Origin of the sequence: Streptomyces sp. Root1304 (genome assembly GCF_001426405.1) — a bacterium.
Taxonomy (GTDB): Bacteria; Actinomycetota; Actinomycetes; order Streptomycetales; family Streptomycetaceae; genus Streptomyces.
On sequence record NZ_LMEP01000003.1, the window covers coordinates 29,812 to 50,234 of the forward strand.

21 protein-coding genes are annotated in these 20,423 nt (G+C 71.6%); 5 read left to right on the plus strand and 16 right to left on the minus strand.

The annotated features are described in order from the left end of the window. The first annotated feature begins 65 nt into the window (after window positions 1–65). Window positions 66–2,639, plus strand: coding sequence for a DEAD/DEAH box helicase (locus ASD33_RS06925; protein ID WP_079044618.1), 2,574 nt, complete (start codon window positions 66–68; stop codon window positions 2,637–2,639). Window positions 2,640–2,652: 13 nt separating this feature from the next. Further along, complete coding sequence (locus tag ASD33_RS06930; RefSeq protein WP_056555069.1) at window positions 2,653–3,516, plus strand: acyl-CoA thioesterase II; 864 nt, start codon at window positions 2,653–2,655, stop codon at window positions 3,514–3,516. 16 nt (window positions 3,517–3,532) lie between these two features. Here ASD33_RS06930 and ASD33_RS06935 read toward each other — a convergent pair whose 3' ends face one another. From ASD33_RS06935 to ASD33_RS06945, 3 genes are all read right to left on the minus strand, one after another. Then, entirely contained in the window at window positions 3,533–4,603 is a 1,071-nt protein-coding gene (locus ASD33_RS06935; protein WP_056555070.1) for an RNA ligase (ATP), read from the minus strand. A 40-nt stretch (window positions 4,604–4,643) separates the two neighbouring features. Then, window positions 4,644–5,435, minus strand: a complete 792-nt coding sequence (locus ASD33_RS06940; RefSeq protein ID WP_056555071.1) for a DUF2785 domain-containing protein — start codon at window positions 5,433–5,435, stop codon at window positions 4,644–4,646. 103 nt (window positions 5,436–5,538) lie between these two features. Then, entirely contained in the window at window positions 5,539–5,766 is a 228-nt protein-coding gene (locus ASD33_RS06945) for a DUF6011 domain-containing protein (RefSeq protein ID WP_056555072.1), read from the minus strand. Window positions 5,767–5,802: 36 nt separating this feature from the next. Between ASD33_RS06945 and ASD33_RS06950 the strand changes: the two genes are divergently transcribed. Both ASD33_RS06950 and ASD33_RS06955 read left to right on the plus strand, forming a co-directional pair. Next, window positions 5,803–6,285, plus strand: a complete 483-nt coding sequence (locus ASD33_RS06950) for a glutathione peroxidase (protein WP_056555073.1) — start codon at window positions 5,803–5,805, stop codon at window positions 6,283–6,285. Continuing rightward, window positions 6,278–7,048 carry a putative protein N(5)-glutamine methyltransferase gene (locus ASD33_RS06955; protein WP_056555076.1) on the plus strand — a complete coding sequence of 257 codons (771 nt, stop codon included), beginning with the start codon at window positions 6,278–6,280 and terminating at the stop codon, window positions 7,046–7,048. Before ASD33_RS06950 ends, ASD33_RS06955 begins: the two co-directional genes overlap by 8 nt. Before the next feature lie 56 nt (window positions 7,049–7,104). Here the strand turns inward: ASD33_RS06955 and ASD33_RS06960 are convergent, their stop codons facing one another. The 13 genes from ASD33_RS06960 to ASD33_RS07020 are packed head-to-tail and all read right to left on the minus strand — an operon-like array spanning window position 7,105 to window position 19,218. Next, window positions 7,105–7,890: a hypothetical protein gene (locus ASD33_RS06960; protein ID WP_056555077.1), complete on the minus strand. Its 786-nt coding sequence runs from the start codon at window positions 7,888–7,890 to the stop codon at window positions 7,105–7,107. Window positions 7,891–7,938: 48 nt separating this feature from the next. Beyond that, window positions 7,939–8,481, minus strand: coding sequence for a nuclear transport factor 2 family protein (locus ASD33_RS06965; protein ID WP_056555079.1), 543 nt, complete (start codon window positions 8,479–8,481; stop codon window positions 7,939–7,941). A gap of 26 nt (window positions 8,482–8,507) precedes the next feature. Next, a complete protein-coding gene (locus tag ASD33_RS06970) occupies window positions 8,508–9,242 on the minus strand; it encodes a hypothetical protein (RefSeq protein WP_242426855.1) in 735 nt (244 codons plus the stop codon). Continuing rightward, window positions 9,239–9,754 carry a hypothetical protein gene (locus tag ASD33_RS06975; RefSeq protein ID WP_056555081.1) on the minus strand — a complete coding sequence of 172 codons (516 nt, stop codon included), beginning with the start codon at window positions 9,752–9,754 and terminating at the stop codon, window positions 9,239–9,241. Before ASD33_RS06975 ends, ASD33_RS06970 begins: the two co-directional genes overlap by 4 nt. Then, window positions 9,751–11,025 (minus strand): MlaD family protein, encoded by a 1,275-nt coding sequence (locus tag ASD33_RS06980; RefSeq protein WP_056555084.1) that lies wholly within the window; start codon window positions 11,023–11,025, stop codon window positions 9,751–9,753. Before ASD33_RS06980 ends, ASD33_RS06975 begins: the two co-directional genes overlap by 4 nt. Continuing rightward, window positions 11,022–12,260: an MCE family protein gene (locus tag ASD33_RS06985; RefSeq protein WP_056555087.1), complete on the minus strand. Its 1,239-nt coding sequence runs from the start codon at window positions 12,258–12,260 to the stop codon at window positions 11,022–11,024. Before ASD33_RS06985 ends, ASD33_RS06980 begins: the two co-directional genes overlap by 4 nt. Then, window positions 12,257–13,282 (minus strand): MCE family protein, encoded by a 1,026-nt coding sequence (locus tag ASD33_RS06990; protein WP_056555088.1) that lies wholly within the window; start codon window positions 13,280–13,282, stop codon window positions 12,257–12,259. The genes ASD33_RS06985 and ASD33_RS06990 overlap by 4 nt, the downstream gene beginning before the upstream one ends. Further along, on the minus strand, window positions 13,279–14,325 hold the full coding sequence (locus tag ASD33_RS06995) for an MCE family protein (RefSeq protein ID WP_056555591.1): 1,047 nt from the start codon (window positions 14,323–14,325) through the stop codon (window positions 13,279–13,281). The genes ASD33_RS06990 and ASD33_RS06995 overlap by 4 nt, the downstream gene beginning before the upstream one ends. Next, window positions 14,322–15,377, minus strand: coding sequence for an MCE family protein (locus ASD33_RS07000; RefSeq protein ID WP_056555091.1), 1,056 nt, complete (start codon window positions 15,375–15,377; stop codon window positions 14,322–14,324). The genes ASD33_RS06995 and ASD33_RS07000 overlap by 4 nt, the downstream gene beginning before the upstream one ends. Next, a complete protein-coding gene (locus ASD33_RS07005) occupies window positions 15,374–16,627 on the minus strand; it encodes an MCE family protein (RefSeq protein ID WP_056555095.1) in 1,254 nt (417 codons plus the stop codon). The genes ASD33_RS07000 and ASD33_RS07005 overlap by 4 nt, the downstream gene beginning before the upstream one ends. A gap of 1 nt (window position 16,628) precedes the next feature. Then, the gene (locus ASD33_RS07010) at window positions 16,629–17,435 is read right to left on the minus strand and encodes an ABC transporter permease (protein ID WP_056555096.1); all 807 of its coding nucleotides are present in this window, start codon (window positions 17,433–17,435) and stop codon (window positions 16,629–16,631) included. Between the two features lie 5 nt (window positions 17,436–17,440). After that, complete coding sequence (locus ASD33_RS07015; RefSeq protein ID WP_056555098.1) at window positions 17,441–18,205, minus strand: ABC transporter permease; 765 nt, start codon at window positions 18,203–18,205, stop codon at window positions 17,441–17,443. After that, window positions 18,202–19,218 carry an ATP-binding cassette domain-containing protein gene (locus ASD33_RS07020; RefSeq protein ID WP_056555102.1) on the minus strand — a complete coding sequence of 339 codons (1,017 nt, stop codon included), beginning with the start codon at window positions 19,216–19,218 and terminating at the stop codon, window positions 18,202–18,204. Before ASD33_RS07020 ends, ASD33_RS07015 begins: the two co-directional genes overlap by 4 nt. 520 nt (window positions 19,219–19,738) lie before the next feature. Here ASD33_RS07020 and ASD33_RS07025 point away from each other — a divergent pair. Next, on the plus strand, window positions 19,739–20,374 hold the full coding sequence (locus ASD33_RS07025) for a hypothetical protein (protein ID WP_056555105.1): 636 nt from the start codon (window positions 19,739–19,741) through the stop codon (window positions 20,372–20,374). Window positions 20,375–20,423 lie beyond the last annotated feature (49 nt).

A 20,423-nucleotide genomic window follows, 5' to 3' on the forward strand; every position in this document is an offset into this window, starting at 1 on the left:
GCCCGCCCCGTTTCTCCCGTGCCGGCGCTCAGTTGACGACCGGTCGACGGACGAGCCTATCGTTCGTGATCTTCGATCCGGTGGCCGGTTCCCTCATCCGAGCGGAATGCGGGCAAGATGGGGGCGTGACCCTTATCGATCAGCTGCCGCCGACCGCCGACCCCGACGCCCTCTTCGAGGCCTTCTCCTCCTGGGCCGAGGACCGGGGCATCACGCTCTACCCGGCCCAGGAAGAGGCGCTGATCGAGGTCGTCTCCGGGGCCAACGTGATCCTTTCCACGCCCACCGGATCGGGAAAGTCGCTGGTCGCGGCGGGTGCGCACTTCACCGCGCTCGCGAATGACCAGGTGACCTTCTACACCGCGCCGATCAAGGCGCTGGTGTCGGAGAAGTTCTTCGACCTGTGCAAGCTCTTCGGCACCGAGAACGTCGGGATGCTGACCGGCGACGCCTCCGTGAACGCGGACGCCCCGGTGATCTGCTGCACGGCGGAGGTGCTGGCCTCCATCGCGCTGCGGGACGGCAAGTACGCCGACATCGGCCAGGTCGTCATGGACGAGTTCCACTTCTACGCCGAGCAGGACCGCGGCTGGGCGTGGCAGATCCCGATCCTGGAACTCCCCCAGGCACAGTTCATCCTCATGTCGGCGACGCTCGGCGACGTGTCGATGTTCGAGAAGGACCTGACCCGGCGCACGGGCAAGCCGACCTCGGTCGTCCGCTCGGCGACCCGGCCGGTGCCCCTCTCGTACGAGTACGAGCTGACGCCGATCACGGAGACGCTGACCGAGCTCCTGGAGACCAAGCAGGCGCCGGTCTACATCGTGCACTTCACGCAGGCGCAGGCGGTCGAGCGCGCACAGTCGCTGATGAGCATCAACATGTGCACGCGCGAGGAGAAGGACAAGATCGCCGAGCTGATCGGCAACTTCCGCTTCACCACCAAGTTCGGGCAGAACCTCTCGCGTTACGTCCGCCACGGCATCGGCGTGCACCACGCGGGCATGCTGCCGAAGTACCGGCGGCTCGTCGAGAAGCTGGCGCAGGCGGGCCTGCTGAAGGTGATCTGCGGGACGGACACGCTCGGCGTCGGCGTGAACGTGCCGATCCGCACGGTGCTCTTCACCGCCCTGACGAAGTACGACGGCAACCGGGTGCGCACCCTGCGGGCCCGTGAGTTCCACCAGATCGCGGGCCGGGCGGGCCGGGCGGGCTTCGACACCGCCGGCTACGTCGTGGCGCAGGCCCCCGAGCACGTCATCGAGAACGAGAAGGCGCTCGCCAAGGCCGGCGACGACCCGAAGAAGCGCCGCAAGGTGGTCCGCAAGAAGGCCCCCGAGGGCTTCGTCGCCTGGAGCGACACCACCTTCGAGAAGCTGATCGCCGCCGAGCCCGAGCCGCTGACCTCCCGCTTCAAGGTCACCAACATCATGCTGCTCTCGGTGATCGCGCGGCCGGGCAACGCCTTCGAGGCGATGCGCAAGCTCCTGGAGGACAACCACGAGCCGCGCAAGGCCCAGCTGCGGCACATCCGCCGGGCCATCGCGATCTACCGCTCGCTGCTCGACGGCGGTGTGGTGGAGCAGCTGGACACCCCGGACGCCGAGGGCCGCACGATCCGGCTGACGGTCGACCTCCAGCAGGACTTCGCGCTGAACCAGCCGCTGTCGACGTTCGCGCTGGCCGCCTTCGACCTGCTGGACCCGGAGTCCCCCTCGTACGCCCTGGACATGGTGTCCGTGGTCGAGTCGACGCTCGACGACCCGCGCCAGATCCTCGCCGCGATGCAGAACAAGGCGCGCGGCGAGGCCGTCGGGCAGATGAAGGCGGACGGCGTCGAGTACGAGGAGCGGATGGAGCGGCTCCAGGACATCTCGTACCCGAAGCCGCTGGAGGAGCTGCTCTGGCACGCCTACAACGTCTACCGGAAGTCGCACCCGTGGGTCGGTGACCACCCGGTGTCGCCGAAGTCGATCATCCGCGACATGTACGAACGGGCTCTGACCTTCACCGAGTTCACCTCCTGGTACGAACTCTCGCGGACCGAGGGCATCGTCCTGCGGTACCTCGCGAGCGCGTACAAGGCGCTCGACCACACCATCCCCGACGACCTGAAGACCGAGGACCTGGAGGACCTGATCGCCTGGCTGGGCGAGATGGTGCGCCAGGTGGACTCCTCGCTGCTCGACGAGTGGGAGCAGCTGGCCAACCCGGAGGTGCAGACCGCCGAGGAGGCCCAGGAGAAGGCCGACCAGGTCAAGCCGGTGACGGCCAACGCCCGCGCCTTCCGGGTCCTGGTGCGCAACGCGATGTTCCGCCGGGTGGAGCTGGCCGCGCTCGACAACCTGTCCGCGCTGGGCGAGCTGGACGGCGAGGCCGGCTGGGACGCCGACGCGTGGGGCGAGGCGATGGACGCGTACTGGGACGAGTACGACGACCTCGGTACGGGGCCGGACGCGCGCGGCCCGAAGCTGCTGAACATCGAGGAGGACGCGGCGCACGGGCTGTGGCGCGTCCGGCAGACCTTCGCCGACCCGAACGGCGACCATGACTGGGGCATCAGCGCGGAGGTGGATCTGGCGGCCTCCGACGAGGAGGGCCGCGCGGTCCTCCGCGTGACGGCCGTCGGACAGCTGTAGAGGAGTACGCGTCGTGACCAATCCCGCCGAGAGCCTGGTCGCCCTGCTCGACCTGGAGCGGATCGAGGTCGACATCTTCCGCGGGCGCAGCCCGCAGGAGTCGCTGCAGAGGGTCTTCGGCGGGCAGGTCGCCGGGCAGGCCCTGGTGGCGGCCGGCCGCACCACGGACGGCGACCGGCCGGTGCACTCGCTGCACGCCTATTTCCTGCGGCCGGGGCGGCCGGGGGTGCCGATCGTGTACCAGGTGGAGCGGGTGCGGGACGGGCGCTCGTTCACGACCCGCCGGGTCACGGCCGTGCAGGAGGGCCGGACGATCTTCAACCTGACGGCCTCCTTCCACCTGCCGGAGGAGGGTGCCTTCGAGCACCAGCTGCCGCCGCGGCACATGACGGAACCGGAGAGCCTGCCGAGGCTCGCGGACGAGATCCGCGACCACCTGGGCGCGCTGCCGGAGGCGCTGGAGCGGATGGCCCGCCGGCAGCCCTTCGACATCAGGTACGTGGAGCGGCTGCGCTGGAGCAAGGACGAGGTCGGGGGCGCGGACCCGCGCTCGGCGGTGTGGATGCGGGCCGTGGGGCCGCTGGGCGACGACCCGCTGGTCCACACCTGCGCCCTGACGTACGCCTCGGACATGACGCTGCTCGACGCGGTCCGCATCCCCGTCGAGCCGCTGTGGGGCCCGCGTGGTTTCGACATGGCGTCGCTGGACCACGCGATGTGGTTCCACCGGCCGTTCCGGGCCGACGAGTGGTTCCTCTACGACCAGGAGTCCCCGATCGCCACGGGCGGCCGGGGACTCGCGCGGGGCCGGATCTACGACCGTGAGGGCCGGCTGCTCGTGTCGGTGGTCCAGGAGGGCCTGTTCCGCAAGCTGTGAGCGGCGCCGGGGGCGGTCACTCGTACTCGGTGCCGCCCTTGCGGGTCAGATAGGCCGGGCTGACCGCCTTCGCGATGGCCCGGCCGCCGAGGACGGGGCTGTGGCGCTCGGTGGCGGCCCGGACGACGACCCCCTCCCGCAGGTGCGTCGCGCGGCCGGAGACGGTCTCCCGGCCGTCGGCGTGCGCGAGGACGGTGTCCAGGTCGTACGGGCCCGCGTACAGCCTCGGGACGAGCGGGACCTCGCCCGGCTCCAGGACCTCGGCCGGGTCCAGCCAGCGCACCTGGCCGTCGATCTCGGCGGAGACGTCGAACAGCGCGTACCCGACGGTCTCGGAGCGGGCGTCGGCGCCGTACGCGAGGTCCTGCACCCCGGAGCCGTACACCTCGCCGAAGAGGCCGACCCGGCGGGCGCCGAGCCGTCGCGCCAGCCGCTCGGCGACGGCGGCCAGGCCGTGGCCGCGGACCGCCCGCCAGTACAGGTTGCGCGGGTCCTCCCGGAGGGCGAGGCCCTTGGCGCCGAAGCCCTTGGACGTGACCTGGACGCGGCCCTCCTCGGCGAGGTGGGTCAGCAGACAGGCCGTGCCGTGCAGCTTCTCCGTCAGGACGACGGGCTCGCCGGGCTCGAAGACGTCCGGGTAGCGCTGGAGGTTCTCGATGTCGACCCAGGGCAGCAGGTCGGGCGCGGCCTCCACCTCTCCGCTCATCGTCGGCGGTATCGGCGGCACCCACTTGACGATGCCGAGCGCCTCCGCGAAGTCGGTCCCCTCGGCGGCGGCCGACACCAGGTCGGTGTCCGCGAGCGCGCGGGGGCGGCACACGATGCCCTGCGACAGCTCGCCGCGCAGCCGTACCGCCTTCACCCGGTCCGCCTTCCCGCCGACGAGCCGTCCGGTCAGTCCCAGTTCCTCGATGAGCGGGGCGGGCAGCACCGCCTGCTCCGGGATGTAGACGGCGGCGTCGCCGGTCCGGTAGGCGCCCTTGGCGACGACGGCCCGGTAGAGGCCGACCTGTGCCAGTTCCAGGGCGTCGGCGTCGGGGTGGGGATGAACGGTCAGGACTTCGGCGGTGACGCGCAGGGTCGACATGTTCGGGGCTCCCGTGGCTGGGGTTTCGCTGGGCTTTCGGTCAGCGTCTGACGATCCGGTCGAGGACGGCGGCGACGCCGGACTTGACCGCCTCGCGGTGGTGGAGGGGTTCCTGGGGCAGCTCGCTCGTGGGGCGGACGCCCCGGTCGGCGAGGAGGTACAGCAGGCGCAGCGTGCGCAGGCAGTTGCTGAGGTGGGCGGGCACGGGGGTGCTGACGCGGTCGGCGCCGAAGCGGTCGGCGATCGGTTCGAGCCAGTCGACGGAGTCGCTCTCGCTCAGGTCGGTGCGGGTGAGGACCAGGGCGACGGCCCGTGCCAGGCGGTCGTCCTCCAGCTGGTCGTAGACGTGGTCGGTGGGCGCCGTCAGCCGTGCGGCGGCAAGGTCCAGCATCCGCGTCGGTGCCACCTCGGGGTGGCGGCCGAAGGTGCCGAGCAGGTCCGCGCCGTGCGCCACCGCGTGCAGCCAGCCGAGCGTCCCGTCGTGGCCGCGCAGGTCCCGTTCGGCCGGGTACCACTGCTCGAACGCGTCCACCCAGCCGGTCTCGAAGTCGCCCGCGGACACCAGCATGTCCAGCACCAGGGGCGCGAAGGTGCGGGCCTCGACCCGGGGGTCGGTGAACCGGGCCGCCATCTCGTGCCCCAGCTCCAGCCGCCGGGGCGCCGGGATGGTCCCGCGCTCGATCCAGGTCGCGAGGACGCCGTACGGCTCGCCGTCCCGGACCAGGGGATCGGGATCCGCGAGGGCGCGGGACAGCTCACGGACGAGGTCGTCCATGGGGGCGTCGGCGGGCACCGCGCAGTCGGTGGCCGCGACCTTCTTCCAGTCGATCATGGAGGGCAGCGTAGGTCGCCGTCCGTGCCGCGCGCCTGCGAATTATGTCCGGGAAGGCCGGTCGACCCGCGGGATCCTCGGAGTCACCCGCGTTCCCGGCACCCTACGAGGGCGGCTGGTCGATGCCCGGGAGGGTGTCCTGCTCCACCTCGTGGCGGCGGGTCCGGATGTCCGGGGCCGGCGGGTGCAGTTTGGCGTCGCAGGTCGGGCCGAGACCGGTGCGACGGGAACCGGCCCCGGTGAGGGGCCGGCCGCAGAGCCGGCAACGCACCGGCCGGGCCACCGCCCCGGATGCGGAATCGATCGGGATTGCCAGTGGTTCGTCTCCCATGCTGAGATCAAACCCTATTCCCCCGAGGAGCTGTGCATGAGCCTGTACGACATCCCCCTGAAGACCCTGGCCGGCGAACCGGTCTCCCTCGCCGACTACCGGGACCGCGCGGTCCTCGTCGTGAACGTCGCCTCCAAGTGCGGGCTCACCCCGCAGTACGTGGGTCTGGAGCGGCTGCAGAAGGAGTACGGCGAGCGCGGCTTCACCGTCCTCGGTGTGCCCTGCAACCAGTTCGCGGGCCAGGAGCCGGGCAGCGCCGAGGAGATCCGGACCTTCTGCTCGACGACGTACGGCGTGTCCTTCCCCCTCCTGGAGAAGACCGACGTCAACGGCGAGGACCGCCACCCGCTCTACGCGGAGCTGGTGAAGATCGCCGACGCCGACGGCGAGGCCGGTGACGTGCAGTGGAACTTCGAGAAGTTCCTGATCGGCCGCGACGGCCGGGTCACCCGTTTCCGGCCGCGCACCGAGCCCGACGCCCCCGAGGTCGTCTCCGCGATCGAGGCCCAGCTTGTCTGAGATAGGCGTCGTCGAGCGGCTGCGCGCCGCGGGCTGTGTCTTCGCCGAGGAAGAAGCGGCGATGCTGCTCGCTGCGGCGGCCGGACCCGGCGAACTCGACCTGATGGTCGAGAGGCGGGCCTCGGGCCTGCCGCTGGAACACGTCGTGGGCTGGGCCGAGTTCGCCGGGCTGCGGATCGAGGTCGACGGCGGGGTGTTCGTCCCCCGGAGGCGTACGGAGTTCCTCGTCGAGCACGCGGTGGGACTGGCCCGGCCCGGCGCCGTCTGCCTCGACCTGTGCTGCGGCTCCGGCGCCGCGGGCGCCGTGTTCCTCGACCGGATCGAGGGCGCGGAGGTGCACGCCTCGGACATCGAGCCGGCGGCGGTGGCCTGCGCCCGGCGGAACGTCGAGCCGCGCGGCGGCCGGGTGTACGGGGGCGACCTGTTCGACCCGCTGCCCGCGGACCTGCGGGGCCGGGTCGAGGTGCTCGTCGCCAACGTGCCGTACGTACCGACCGAGGAGGTCGGACTGCTGCCGCCCGAGGCGCGCGAGCACGAGCCGCTGGTCGCCCTGGACGGCGGCCCGGACGGGCTCGACGTGCTGCGCCGGGTGGCGGCGGAGGCGCCGCGCTGGCTGGCGCCCGGCGGGCATCTGCTGGTCGAGACGAGCGAGCGGCAGACCGGCCCGGCGCTGGAGGCGGTCTCCGCGTCCGGCCTGGAGGCCCGGATCGTGAGCTGCGAGGAGATGTACGCGACCGTCCTCGTCGCCACCTGGAAGGGGTGACGGACAGCTCGGTCCCGTCACCCCTTCCGGATGCCCGGCGGCGGCCCGGGGGCGGCTCAGCGGCCGAAGGTGTCGATGTTCTCGATGAGCCAGCGCCCGTCGCGGAGCACGACGTCGACGGCGAACATGGCGCCCGCGTAGACCCCCTGGTCCTCGGCCTTCGGCTGTTTCCCTCCGGCGGCCTTGCCGGGCCCCGCCGTGCTGACGCTGCTCTGGTCGGCGTAGACCAGGACCCGGGCGCGGTCGTCGTCGATCCGCTCGACCGCGCTGTCGGTGACCACCGTGGTGATCACCGACTTCCGCTGGGCCGCCTTGGCGAGCACCCCGGCGAGCAGCGTCCGGTGCTGGGCGACGGCCTTCCCGGTGAGGAGGGTCTTCCCGGCCCGCTCGAAGGGGGCGGTGTCGGCGTGGTCGTAGGAGAAGAGCGCCGCCACGGCCGCGGCGGTCTGCCCCTTGATCTCGCTGGTGCGGGCCAGGTCGGTGAGGGCCGTGTTTCCGCGCACGGGGTCGTCGCGGAGCGCCTCCGCCCTGCTGTACGCGAGTCCGGCGAAGCCGCCGAGGAGGAGCGTCAGGACGCACAGGACGACGAGCGGCACGAGGGGACGGGGCCGGGCCTTCGCCGCGTCCCCCTTCGGCTCGTCGGCCGCGGCCCGCTCGGGCGCGGCCGACGGCCGCGTGCGGGTCCGGGGGGCGGGCTCGGTCAGGAGTGCCACCGGCGTACGGGACCGGCCGCCGCCGGACGGCCGGGACCCGACCTCCTCGGTGGCGGGGGCGGCGGCCGACTGGTCGGCGAGGGCCTGGCGGCGGCGCTGGCGGTTGAGGTGGTGGCGGGGCGTCGGCATCGTGCGGTGTCCTTTCGGGGGCGGGCGGCTCTCGCGGTGCGGCCGGGGTCAGCCGGTCGACGAGCCGCCCACGGGGGCCTGCCCCAGACCACTGAGCTTCCACTGGCCGTCGGCGCGGGTGAGTTCGCCCAGCATCCGGCTGTCCTTCTCCGTGCTCTTGCTGTCGGGCGTGGTGACCGTGATACGCAGGGCGACGAGCAGCCGGGCCCGCCCCGCGCGGTCGTCGAGTTCGGTGACGGCGCCGGACAGCACCCGCGCCGTGGTGACCGTCTTCGCCGTCTTCACCTGGTTGGTGAACTCGGCCCGCCCTTCGACCAGTTGCTTGTGCAGTTCGCCCGTGGTGGAGGACTCCCAGAGGTCGATCCCCTGGTCCACCCGCCGGTGGTCGAGCGTGTTGAGGTTCTGCACGGCCTGCTCCCCCGCCGCGAGCGCCCGGTCGCGTTGCAGGGCGTACGCGGCGGAGTCGTCGTGCGCGGCGGCGTACCAGTCCCGGCCCGCCCAGGCCGCGAACCCGCCCGCGACGAGGGTGAGCACGAGGGCCACGGCCAGGGCCGGGCGGATGCCCGCCGGAGTGCGGACCGCGCGTGTCATGGGGTGCTCCCGTCTCCCGCTCATCCTCAGCGGGCCTTGATGTCGACGATCAGCCACCGGTCGCCCCGGAACTCCGCGGTGACGGTGAGCTGGGCCGCGGCGGAGGTGGCGGCGGCCCCGTCCCGCCGCGAGGTCTGGTCGAGGAACACGAGGAGACGCGCGGTGGTCCCGTCGAGTTCGATCACTCCGGTGCGGACGGCCTGGGTGCTCAGGGTGATCTTCTGCTGGACCAGACTCGCGCGGACCTGGGCGAACAGCTCCTCGTACTGCCGGGCGGCGCGGCCCCCCAGCACGTTTCCCGCGGAGCGTTCGGCGGCGTCGGTCCGGGCGGGGGTGTAGGAGAAGATCCGGGCGAGGCCCTCTCCGACGTCACCGCCGACCCGGGCGGTGGCGGCGGCGTCGGTGAGCGCCTGGTTGCGCGCCGCCGGGGTGGAACGGAGCTGGTGGGCGCCGTAGAAGAACGCGCTCCCGCCGAGGAGCAGGGCGACGACGCCGGTGGCGAGGGCGGCCCGGCGCCAAGTGACGGTGAGGCGGCCCCGGTCGGCCGGGGCTCCGGCCTCCTCGTCGGACGGGCCGGCCGCCTCGTCCTCCGGCTCGGTCGCCTTGCCGTCCGGGTCGGTCGCCCGGCCCGTCGGCTCGGGCGCCTCGCCGCTCGGCGCGGACTCCTCGACCGAGGGCTCGGGCGTCTCGTCGGGGGTGTCCGCCGTCTCGTCCCGGGTGTCGGTCGTCCGGTCGGTCGTCCCGCGCAGCAGTCGCGTCACTCGTCCTCGCTCTCCTGGGCACCGGCGACGGGGACCGCCGTCAGCGCCGCCACCCTCCACGTGTTCTCGTCCGTGCGCGTCAGGACGGCCTCCAGGCGCTTGCGGTCGGTGGTCGCGGCGGCGGCTCCGCGCGGGGTGACGTCGACGCGTACGGTCGCGATGAGCTTCGCCGTACCGGCTCGGGTGTCGAGCGCGGTGAGCGCGGCCTCGGTGACCGTGGCGCGCGCGGAGGCGCCCGCCGCGGGCTCGGTGCGGCCGAGTTCGGTGCGGAGCGGCCCGGTGGAGGCCTCGCGCCAGGCGCGGATGCCCGCTTCCGCGCGCTCGCGGGTCGAGGCGTCGAGCGTGTTCAGGACCGTGACGCGGCTCCTGCCCTCGGCGAGCGCGGTGTCCCGCTCGCGGCCGAAGGCGAGCTCCTGGTCGGTCCGGGCCTGCGCGTAGCTCCACGCGCCGGTCCCGCAGAAGCCCAGGGCGACGGCGAGGGCGGCGGCGCCGAGGATCCGGGCCCGGTTCATCGTGCGCTCCCGGTGTTCAGGCCGAGGAGTCCGGCCATGTCCGTCGGACCGCCGTTCTGGCCCGGCAGGGCGAGGGCGCCGGGCAGCGGGGCCCGCTCGCCCGCGGTGGTGCGGGCGCTGCCCGAGGGGAGGGAGCCGGGCCGGGCCGGATCGGGTACCGGGCCGCCCTTCGGCGCGTGCGCCGAGCCGCGTACGTTCACCCCGGACGCGGCGGAACCCGTGCAGGAGGCCCGGGTGTTGAGAGCGGGCGCGGTCCCCAGGTCGAGGCCGTTGCGGTAGCGCGTGGCGCCGTATCCGGAGGTGCAGGGCAGTGGCTTGAAGAAGGTGACGGCCATGCCGAAGTTCACCCGTCCCCCGTCGACGGCGGTGGCTCCGGCGGAGACGGCCGCCGGGTACTTCACGAGCAGTTCCTCCATCCCGCGCTGCCGGGTGACGGCGAGCTGCGAGGTGGTCAGGAGGTTGGCGAGGACGACGCTCAGGCTCGGGTCGAGGTCGCGGAGGAGACCGCTGACCTGGCCGGTCGCGTCGGGGGTGACGGCGAGGAGCCGGCGCAGGTCGGCGTCGGAGCCCTTGAGGGTGGCGGCGAGGTCGCGGGCTCCGGTGGCGAAGTCCCGGATGGCGCGGCTCTCGTCGGCCTGGGTGCGCAGGACGACCTCCCCGTCGTCGATGAGCCGGGTGGTGGCGGGCAGCGAGGTGTCGGCGGCCTCGACGAACCGGCTGCCGCTGTCGAGGAGGACCTGGAGGTCGTCGCCGTGCCCTTCGAAGGCCTTGCCGAACTCGTCGACGACCGTGCGCAGGGAGTCCAGCGGCACGGAGGAGGCGAGGTCGTTCATGCTGGCGAGGACGTCGGTGACGGGGGCCGGTACCTCGGTGTCGGCCTGTTCGATGCGGGCGCCGTCGGCGAGGTAGGGGCCGTCGTCGCTCTCGGGGCGCAGGTCGATGTACTGCTCGCCGACGGCGGAGAGCCCGGCGACCACGGCCCGCGCGTCGGCGGGGATCCGGGGCGCCGAGTTCTTGATGCGCAGTTCGGCCACGACGCCGTCTGCGGTGAGGTCGATGTCGCCGACGCGTCCCACGGAGACGCCCCGGTAGGTGACGTCGGAGTGGGTGAACAGGCCTCCGGTGCGGGCGAGATGGACCCGGACGGTGTAGTGGTCGGCGACGCCCGCGTAGCGGCCGAGGTCGGCGTAGCGGACGCCGACGAAGCCGAGGACGAGCACGGCGATGACGAGGAACGCGAGGTTCTTCAGCCGTACGGTTCGGGTGATCACCGGCTCTCGCCTCCGTCCTTCGAGGGGGTGGCCCGGCCGGTCGTGCCGGTTCCCGGGGTGCTGCCCGACGCGACGGCGGGCAGCGGCAGGACCGATTCCCCGTCGCGGGCGGCCCCGCCCGTCGCGGGCCGCTGCCGGCCGGCGGGTGCGGGGGTGGTCGGGGCGGGCGTGGGCTCGGACCTGGGGATCAGCGGCGGGATGACCTCGGTCCCCGGGGTCGCGGCGAGGTGCAGATAGGTGTTGAGGTAGTCGCCCTTGATGCCCTTCATCACCTCGTCGGTGAAGGGGTAGGTGAGCAGCACCTGCAGGGAGTCGGGCAGGTCGGCCCCGGCGTCCGCGAGGGCGGTCAGGGTCGGCGCGAGGGCCTTGAGGTCGGCGACCATGTCCTTCTTGCTGGCGTCGACGGTGGTGACGGCGACCCCGGACAGGGTGTCGAGGGCGCGGAGCATGGTGAGCAGGGAGCCCCGCTGGTTCTCCAGGGTCTTCAGGCCGGGCGAGAGGCCCGTGAGGACGGTGTCGACGTCCTTCTTGCGGCCGGCGAGGGTGGCGGAGAGCCGGTTGACGCCGTCGAGGGCGCGGGTGATGTCGCCGCGGTGCGCGTCCAGGGTCGTCACCAGGGTGTTGACCCGGTTGAGCATGGAGCGGACCTCGGGTTCGCGGCCGCCGAGGGCCGCGTTGAGTTCCCGGGTGATGGTCTTGAGCTGGTTGACGCCGCCGCCGTTGAGCAGCAGGGACAGGGCGCCGAAGACCTCCTCGACCTCGGTGTTGCGGCTGGTGCGTGCCAGCGGGATGACGCTGCCGTCGGTGAGGGGCGCGCCGGCGCGCTTCCGCGGGGCGACGAGCTGGATGTACTTCTCGCCGAGGAGGCTGGACTGTTCCAGCCGGGCGCCGGCGTCGGCGGGCAGCCGTACGTCGCCGTTGATCTTCAGGGTGACGCGGGCGGACCAGGTGCCGTCGCCCAGCTCGATGGCGGTGACGCGGCCGACGGCGACGTCGTTGACCTTGACCGCGGACTGGGGCACGAGGCTCAGTACGTCGTCGAGTTCGGCGGTCACCGTGTAGGGGTGGGAGCCGAGGTCGGCGCCGCCGGGCAGCGGGAGGTCCTCGATGCCGTCGAAGCGGAAGGGGTCGGCGGGGAGCGCGCCGAGGACGACGGCCAGGCCGAGGCCGAGCGCGATCACTCCGGCGGCGCCGGCCCCGGCGGCCTTCCCGGAGGGCAGGGTGGCGCGTCTCACCGCTCCCCCTTTCCGGTGCTGGTCGAGTCCACGCCGGTCATCGGCAGCGGGAGCAGGGGTCCGCCCGCGCTGATCTCGTTGAGGTTGGCGCGGCCGTCGAGGGTGCGGGTGGCCGGGTTGTAGACGTTGACGACGTTCCCGGCGGCGAGCGGGGCCACGTCGAGCGCTTCCGCGAGGGAGGCGCGCTGGTCGACGAGGGTCTGGGTGAGGGGGACGAGCCGGTCGATGTTCTTCTTCAGTTCGCCGCGGTTGTCCTTGATGAAGGTCTTGACCTGGGCGAGGGCCTTGCCGAGTTCCTTGAGGGCGCCGGCGAGGTCGTCCTTGTTCTCGGCGAAGTAGCCGACGACCTCGTCCAGGCGTTCCTGGGCGGTGCGGACGTCGCCGTCCTTGTTCTTGAGCATGGTGGTGAAGGTCTGCAGCTGGCTGAGGGTGGTGAACAGCTTCTCGCTGCTGCCGTCGAGGGTCTTGGCGGCCTTGCCGAACTCCTCGATGGAGGTGCCGATGGCGGTGCCGTTGCCCTTGAGGTTCTTCGCGCCGGTGTCGAGGAGCGCGGAGAGGGCGCCGGTGGAGTTGGCGCCGTCGGGGCCGAGCGCCTTGCCGAGCTCGGTGATCGAGGCGTACAGCTGGTCGATCTCGACGGGGGTGCGGTTGCGGGAGGCGGGCAGTTCGGCGCCGTCGGCGAGGGCGGGGCCGGTGCTGTACGCGGGGGTCAGCTGGACGTAGCGGTCCGCGACGATGCTGGGGGCGACGACGAGGGCCCGCGCGTCGGCGGGGACGCGTACGCCTTCGTCGAGGCGGAGCCGGACGCGGACCCGGGTGCCCTGCGGCTCCACGGACTCGACCTCTCCGACCCGTACGCCGAGGACGCGCAGGTCGGAGCCGGCGTAGATGCCGACGGCCCGGTCGAACCAGGCGGTGACGCGGGTGCCGTCGTCGCCGAGGACGCGTACGGCGACGAGACCGCAGGCGGCGAGCACCGCCAGGGCGAGGCCGGCGACGAGGGGTTTCCTGGCTCTGTTCATCGTTCACCGCTCCCCTTGGCCGTCGCCTTGGTCCGCGGCGGCATGCATCCGGTCTTGGGCTGCGAGGCTTCGGGCAGATAGGTACGGGGCACGACGCCGCAGAGGTAGCTGTCGAACCAGCGGCCGCTGCCGAGGGTGTTGCCGACGAGCCGGTAGTACGGGCCGATGAGTGCGAGCGTCTTGTCCAGCTGGCCGCTGTTCTTCTCCAGGACGCCGGTGACGCGGCTGAGGGCCTTCAGGGTGGGGCCGAGCTGCCGGTCGTTGTCGCCGACGAGGCCGCTGAGTTCGGTGCCCAGGTCCCGGCTGCCCTTGAGCAGGGCGCGGATGGCGTCGCGGCGCTTCCTCAGCTCCCCGAGCAGCGAACCGCCGTCCTCCAGGAGGATCTCGAAGCTGGACTTCTTGTCCTCCAGGGTCTTGGTGAACTTCTTGCTGTTCTCCAGGAGCCGGGCGAGTTCGGTGTCGCGCTTGGAGACGGTCTTCGACAGCTCGGACAGGCCGGTGGCGGCGTTGCGCACGTGCGGCGGGGAGTTCTTGAAGGTGTCGGAGATCGTCTCGAAGCTCTGCGCGAGCTTCGCGGTGTCGATGGCGTCGACGGTGCCGCTGAGGTCCTGGAAGGCCTGGGTGACGTCGTACGGGGAGGTCGTGCGGGTCTGCGGGATGCGGCTGCCGGGGTCCTGCGGTGCGGAGCCCAGCGGGTCGACCGCGAGGTACTTCTCGCCCAGCAGGGTCTTGATGGCGATGGCGGCCGTGGACCGGTCGCCGATCCAGGCGTCGCCGACCTCGAACGTCACCTTGACCTTGGGTCCGTCGAGGGCGACTCCGGTGACCTTGCCGACCTTGACGCCGGCGATGCGCACCTCGTCGCCGGTGTCGAGTCCGGCGGCCTCCGTGAAGTCGGCGCTGTAGGCGGTGTCGCCGCCGACGAGGGGCAGCCGTTCCACGTTGTACGCGAGGGCGGCGACGAGGGCGAGGAGGAGCAGTCCGACGACGGCGACGGCGACGGGGCTGCGTTCCTTCACCGGCTTGAAGAGGCGGGGGCTCATCCGCGGCACCTCGCTTCGGTCACGGCGATGCCGGTCGGCGGCTTCGAGCCGTCGGAGGTTCCCACGCCGCTCACGCGCGCCTCGCAGAGGTAGAGGTTGAACCACGATCCGTAGGAGGACAGCCGTGCCAGGGCGGTCAGCTTGCCGGGGGTGTTGGCGAGGAACGCCTCCAGGCGGGGCGTGTGGTCGCCGAGGGTGCCGGAGAGCCGGCCGAGTTCGCGGATGTCCTTCTTGAGGGGGGCGCGTCCCTCCTGGAACAGTCCGGCGGTCGTCGTGGTGAGGTCGCCGATGGCACGGACCGCCTCGCCGAGGGGTTTGCGGTCGGTGTTGAAGCCGGTGACGAGTTTCTGGAGGGTGACGACGAGGTCCTTGAAGCCGGCCTCGCGGGTGTTGAGGGTGGAGAGGACGGTGTTGAGGTGGGTGACGACCTCGCCGACCACCTTGTCCTTCGCTGCCACCGTCTTCGTGAGGGAGCCGATGTGCGTCAGGAGGCTGTCGACCGTTCCGCTCTCGCCCTGGAGGACCTGCACGAGCGAGCCGGCGAGGTCGTTCACGTCGGCCGGCGAGAGCCCCTCGAACAGGGGCTTGAAGCCGTTGAACAGGAGGGTCAGATCGAGGGCCGGCGTGGTGCGGCTGAGCGGGATGGTGTCCCCGCTCCGGAGGGCGCCGGTGACCTCGCCGCTGCCGCGGCCGAGGGAGACGTAGCGCTGCCCGACCATGTTGAGGTACTTGACGGCGGCGGTGGCCGAGCCGGGGAGCTCCCGGTCCTCGCGGACGGTGAACGTGACCTGGGCGGTGCGCCGTTCGACGACCCGGACGTCGGTCACCTCGCCGACCTTGACGCCCGCGATGCGCACCGAGTCGCCCTCGACGAGCCCGGTGACATCGGTGAACAGCGCCTTGTAGGAGCGTGTTTCGGAGCCGACGCCGGTGTTGGCGATGCTGAAGCCGAGCACGGTGGTGGCGAGCGCGGTGACCAGGACGAACGCGAGGGACTTCAGCAGGGTCCCGGTGAGGCCGCGTCGTCGGGTGTGGCTGGGCGGGTTCGTCATCGCAGGGTCACCTCCGCTCCACGGAACGCGGGTCCGGCGAGCAGGCTGCTCCAGTCCGGCAGGTCGCCGGGCCGCTTCTTCGCCGCGGGGGCGAGGAGTTCGTTGACGAGGTCGTTCTCCTGCGGGGAGTTGGCCGGGCCGAGGTGCTGGTCGGCCGCGGCGGAGGCCCGCGCGGCGGGTGCGGCGGGGACGCCCAGGTAGGGCACGGGGTAGCAGCGGGGGCCGCCGCCCGATCCGTAGGAGGGGGTGTCGCGGCCGGGGACGTACGCCCCGCGCGAGGGGACGGTGGTGATGTCGACGTGCAGTCCTGGCCGGTCGGTGCCCTTGCCGAGCGCCTTGTCCATGGCGGGCACGAACTGGGCGAGGGTCCGCAGGGTGCAGGGGAAGGACGGGGAGTACTCGGCGAGCAGCTCCAGGGTGGGCCTGCTCGTGGCGCTGAGCCGGATGATGTTGTCCTTGTTCTGCCGCAGGAACGCGGTCAGGTCCTGGGCCGTGCGGGTGGTGGCGCCCAGGGTGCCGGCGAGCTGCTCCTCCTGCGCGGCGAGGGTGCCGCTGGTGGTGGTGAAGTCGGTGAGCGCCGTGACGATGTCCGGGGCGGCGTCGGCGTAGAGGTGGCTGACCTTCACGAGTTCTTTCAGATCACGGGTGAGGGTGGGCAGTTGGGGGTTGAACTCGCGCAGGTGCGCGTCGAGCCGGGCGAGGGTGGTGCCCAGCTGGTCGCCGCGTCCCTCCAGGGCCTGCGAGACGGCCGACAGGGTCGCCGACAGCTTCTGCGGCTGGACGGCGGTGAGCATCGGCAGGACGTTGTCGAGGACCTGCTGGAGTTCGACGGCGTTGCTGGAGCGGTCCTCGGGGATGACGGCGCCGGGGCCCAGCGGTCGCGCCGAGGGGCTCTCGGGCGGTACGAGGGCCACGAAGCGTTCGCCGAAGAGCGTGGTGGGCAGCATCTGCGCGCGTACGTCGGAGGGGACGTGCTCCAGGGTTCCGGGGCGCATGGCGAGGGTGAGGCGGGCTCCGCCGTCGACGGCGTCGATCCTGCGGACCTCGCCGATGACGACGCCGCGCAGTTTCACCTCGGCGCCGAGGTGCATCTCGTTGCCGATGCTGCCGGCCTGGACGACGACCGGGTCGGACTCGGTGAAGCTCTTGTCGTAGACGGCCACCGCCAGCCAGGCCAGCAGGGCGGGCACCAGCAGGAAGACGACGCCTGCGGACCGGCGGCGCAGGGTCTCGGCACGGGAGTCGCTCATCTCACCCCGCCACCTTCACGGTCGTGGTCGCGCCCCAGAGGGCCAGCGACAGGAAGAAGTCGGTGACGCTGATCAGCACGATGGCGTTGCGCACGGAGCGGCCGACGGCGATGCCGACGCCGGCGGGGCCGCCGGAGGCACGGAAGCCGTAGTAGCAGTGGGCGATGATCACCATCACGCTGAAGATCAGCACTTTGAGCACCGAGAGGAGGACGTCCGTCGGCGAGAGGAAGAGGTTGAAGTAGTGGTCGTACGTCCCCTGGGACTGGCCGTTGAAGAGGACCGTCACGTAGCGGGAGGCCAGGTAGGAGGAGAGGAGGCCGATCGCGTACAGCGGGACGATGGCGACGACGCCCGCGATGATGCGGGTGGTGACCAGGTACGGCATGGAGCGGATGCCCATGCCTTCGAGGGCGTCGACCTCCTCGTTGATCCGCATGGCGCCGAGCTGGGCGGTGAATCCGGCGCCGACGGTGGCGGAGAGGGCGAGGCCCGCGACGAGCGGGGCGATCTCACGGGTGTTGAAGTAGGCGGACACGAAGCCGGTGAAGGCGGCGGTGCCGATCTGTTCGAGGGCGGCGTGGCCCTGGAGGCCGACGACGGTTCCGGTGAACAGGGTCATCGCGATCATCACGCCGATGGTTCCGCCGATGACGCCGAGGCCGCCGGAGCCGAAGGCGACCTCGGCGAGGAGCCGTTGCACCTCTTTGAGGTAGCGGCGCAGGGTCCGCGGTATCCAGAGCAGGGCGCGGACGTAGAAGAGGAGCTGGTCACCGGACCTGTCGAGCCAGACGAACGGGGAGGCCATCGCCCTCAGCCTCCCTTCGGCGGGACGATCTGCAGGTAGATGCCCGTCAGCACCATGTTCACGAAGAACAGCAGCATGAAGGTGATGACGACGGACTGGTTCACTGCGTCGCCGACCCCCTTGGGGCCGCCGCGGGGGTTGAGTCCGCGGTAGGCGGCGACGATGCCCGCGATGAACCCGAAGATCAGGGCCTTGAGTTCGCTGATGTAGAGGTCGGGCAGCTGGGCGAGGGCGGAGAAGCTGGCGAGGTACGCGCCGGGGGTGCCGCCCTGCAGGACGATGTTGAAGAAGTAGCCGCCGAGCGTGCCGACGACGGAGACCATGCCGTTGAGGAGCACGGCGACCGCCATGGTGGCCAGGACGCGCGGGACGACGAGGCGCTGCACGGGCGAGACGCCCATGACCTCCATCGCGTCCAGTTCCTCGCGGATCTTGCGGGAGCCGAGGTCGGCGCAGATGGCGGAGCCGCCGGCGCCGGCGATCAGCAGGGCGACGATGAGCGGGCTGGCCTGCTGGATGACGGCGAGGACGCTGGCACCGCCGGTAAACGACTGGGCGCCCAGCTGCTGGGTGAGCGAGCCGACCTGGAGCGCGATCACGGCGCCGAAGGGGATGGAGACGAGCGCGGCCGGGAGGATGGTGACGCTCGCGACGAACCAGAACTGTTCGGCGAACTCCCGGAACTGGAAGGGCCGGCGGAAGACGGCCCGGGTCACCTCGGCGGCGAGGGCGAAGAGGCGGCCGGTCTGCCGCAGCCCACCGGTGATCACGAGCCGCTCCCTGTGATCCGCTCCCGCTTGGGCAGGGTGTACGCCGCGTCGTCCTTGGCGTAGGTGTCGCGGATGGCGGCCTGGGCGGCCGGCGGGAGCCGGTCGAGCATGCCGAGGACGCGCTCCCTGCGGCGGCCGACCGCCGCGCGCGGCGGGAGGCCGGGCGAGGGTTCCAGCTGCGGGACGATCACGCGGGGCGCCACCGGCCGGGCGGCGGGGTTGTCCAGCTCGGCGGCGAGCAGGGCGGCGTCCTTCTCCTCGGACATGCCGATGGGGCCTTCGCGGCGGCCGGCGAGGAACTGGGTGACGACCGGTTCGTCGCTGGTGAGGAGGACTTCGCGCGGTCCGAAGGTGACGAGGTTGCGCCGGAAGAACATCCCCATGTTGTCGGGGACGGTGGCGGCGATGTCGAGGTTGTGGGTGACGATCAGCATCGTCGCGTCGATCCGCGCGTTGAGGTCGATGAGCAGCTGGGAGAGGTACGCGGTGCGGACCGGGTCGAGCCCGGAGTCCGGCTCGTCGCAGAGGACGATCTGCGGGTCGAGGACGAGCGCGCGGGCCAGTCCGGCGCGCTTGCGCATGCCTCCGCTGATCTCGCCGGGCAGCTTGCCCTCCGCGCCCAGGAGGCCGACGAGATCGATCCGCTCCATCACGATGCGGCGGATCTCGGACTCCCGCTTGCGGGTGTGCTCGCGCAGCGGGAAGGCGATGTTGTCGAACAGCGTCATGGAGCCGAAGAGGGCCCCGTCCTGGAACATGAGGCCGAAGAGCTTCCGGGTCTCGTAGATGTCCCGTTCGGGGCTGCTGACCATGTCGACCCCGTTGATGAGGACACGGCCCTGCTGCGGCTTCAGCAGCCCGATGAGCGATTTCAGGAAGACCGTCTTACCGGTTCCGGAAGGGCCGAGCATGACGCTCACCTCTCCGGCCGGCAATGTCAGCGTCACGTCCTGCCAGATGTTCTGCTTGCCAAAGGACATGGTCAGACCCTCAACGACTACTTCGATTCCCATACCACCTCCAGCAAGCGTGTGTCGGGTGTGCGCCGCGGGCGCACGTTAAGCCGGAACGGATCACCCGGACAATAGGTGTGGCGCAAAATCCTTGATCCGCTCCGGCATTTGTCACCGTGGAGACAAAGTCGGATTCGACTTTTGTCTCCACGGAGACAGAGTGCCGCGCCGACCTGCGACTCAGCGTCGGCCCGGGGAACGCTACGGCCGAGTAACCTTCCTCGGCAATACCGGATTCCGACTTTTCGCGGGAGGGGGCCGATTGGCCATCCATGCTCCCGGTTGATCGATCATAATTGTCGACATTACGCACCTTGGAACCAAGGGGATTCTCGCCATCGCTCACCCACTTGACAGGCAATGCGACCTCTTCAAAGAATCATGGGCTCTGCCATTGTTCAGCTAAGTTTCCCGCAAGTAACGTCTGGTTTCGCGGCCGAGAATCGCTGGGCCGCCGGCCGCTCTCCACCCCCACCGCGGCCATCTCTGCCGGTCAATCCCCAAGGAGCGTCCCAGAGCCATGAAGAAGCCGATCAGAAACCTCGCCGTCGTCGCCGGAGCCGCCTCGGCCGCGTTCGTCCTCGCCGTCAGCCCCGCCTCCGCGGTGGCCTCCACGGTCTGGACGGTCAACCCCAGCCCGGCCAGCTTCACCGCGACCAACAGCGGGAACATCGTCCTGAGCGTCAACGGCATCGCCATGACGTGTACGAAGTCGAACGCCTCGGGCACGATGCAGAGCGCCACCGGCAACCCGGCGACGGTCGGATCCATCAGCTCCATCGCCTTCGGCGTCAGCGGCACGCCCTGCACCAGCGTCCTGGGCAACGTGACCACCGTCCCGACCACCCCCTGGACGATCGTGGCGCAGGACTACACCGCCGCCACCGGCGTCACCAAGGGCTACATCGGCAACGTCGACGCCACGGTGACCGTCGGCGCCTGCGTCTTCCGCGTGACGGGCAAGGCCTCCAGCACGTACACCAACTCGACCGGCAAGCTCACCGTCGCCAGCACCTCGGGCGAGCTGAACGTCGTCTCGTCGACCAACTGCGGCTCCGCCGTCCCGGTCGGCGCGAAGCCGCTCTTCACCGGCTCCTACCTCGCCAAGGTGTCGGGCACCACCACCATCCCGACGATCGTCGGCTCCAACCCGTAAGGACGCGGGCTGTCCGCACCCCGACCGTCCTCACCCCTTTCGCGCCCGC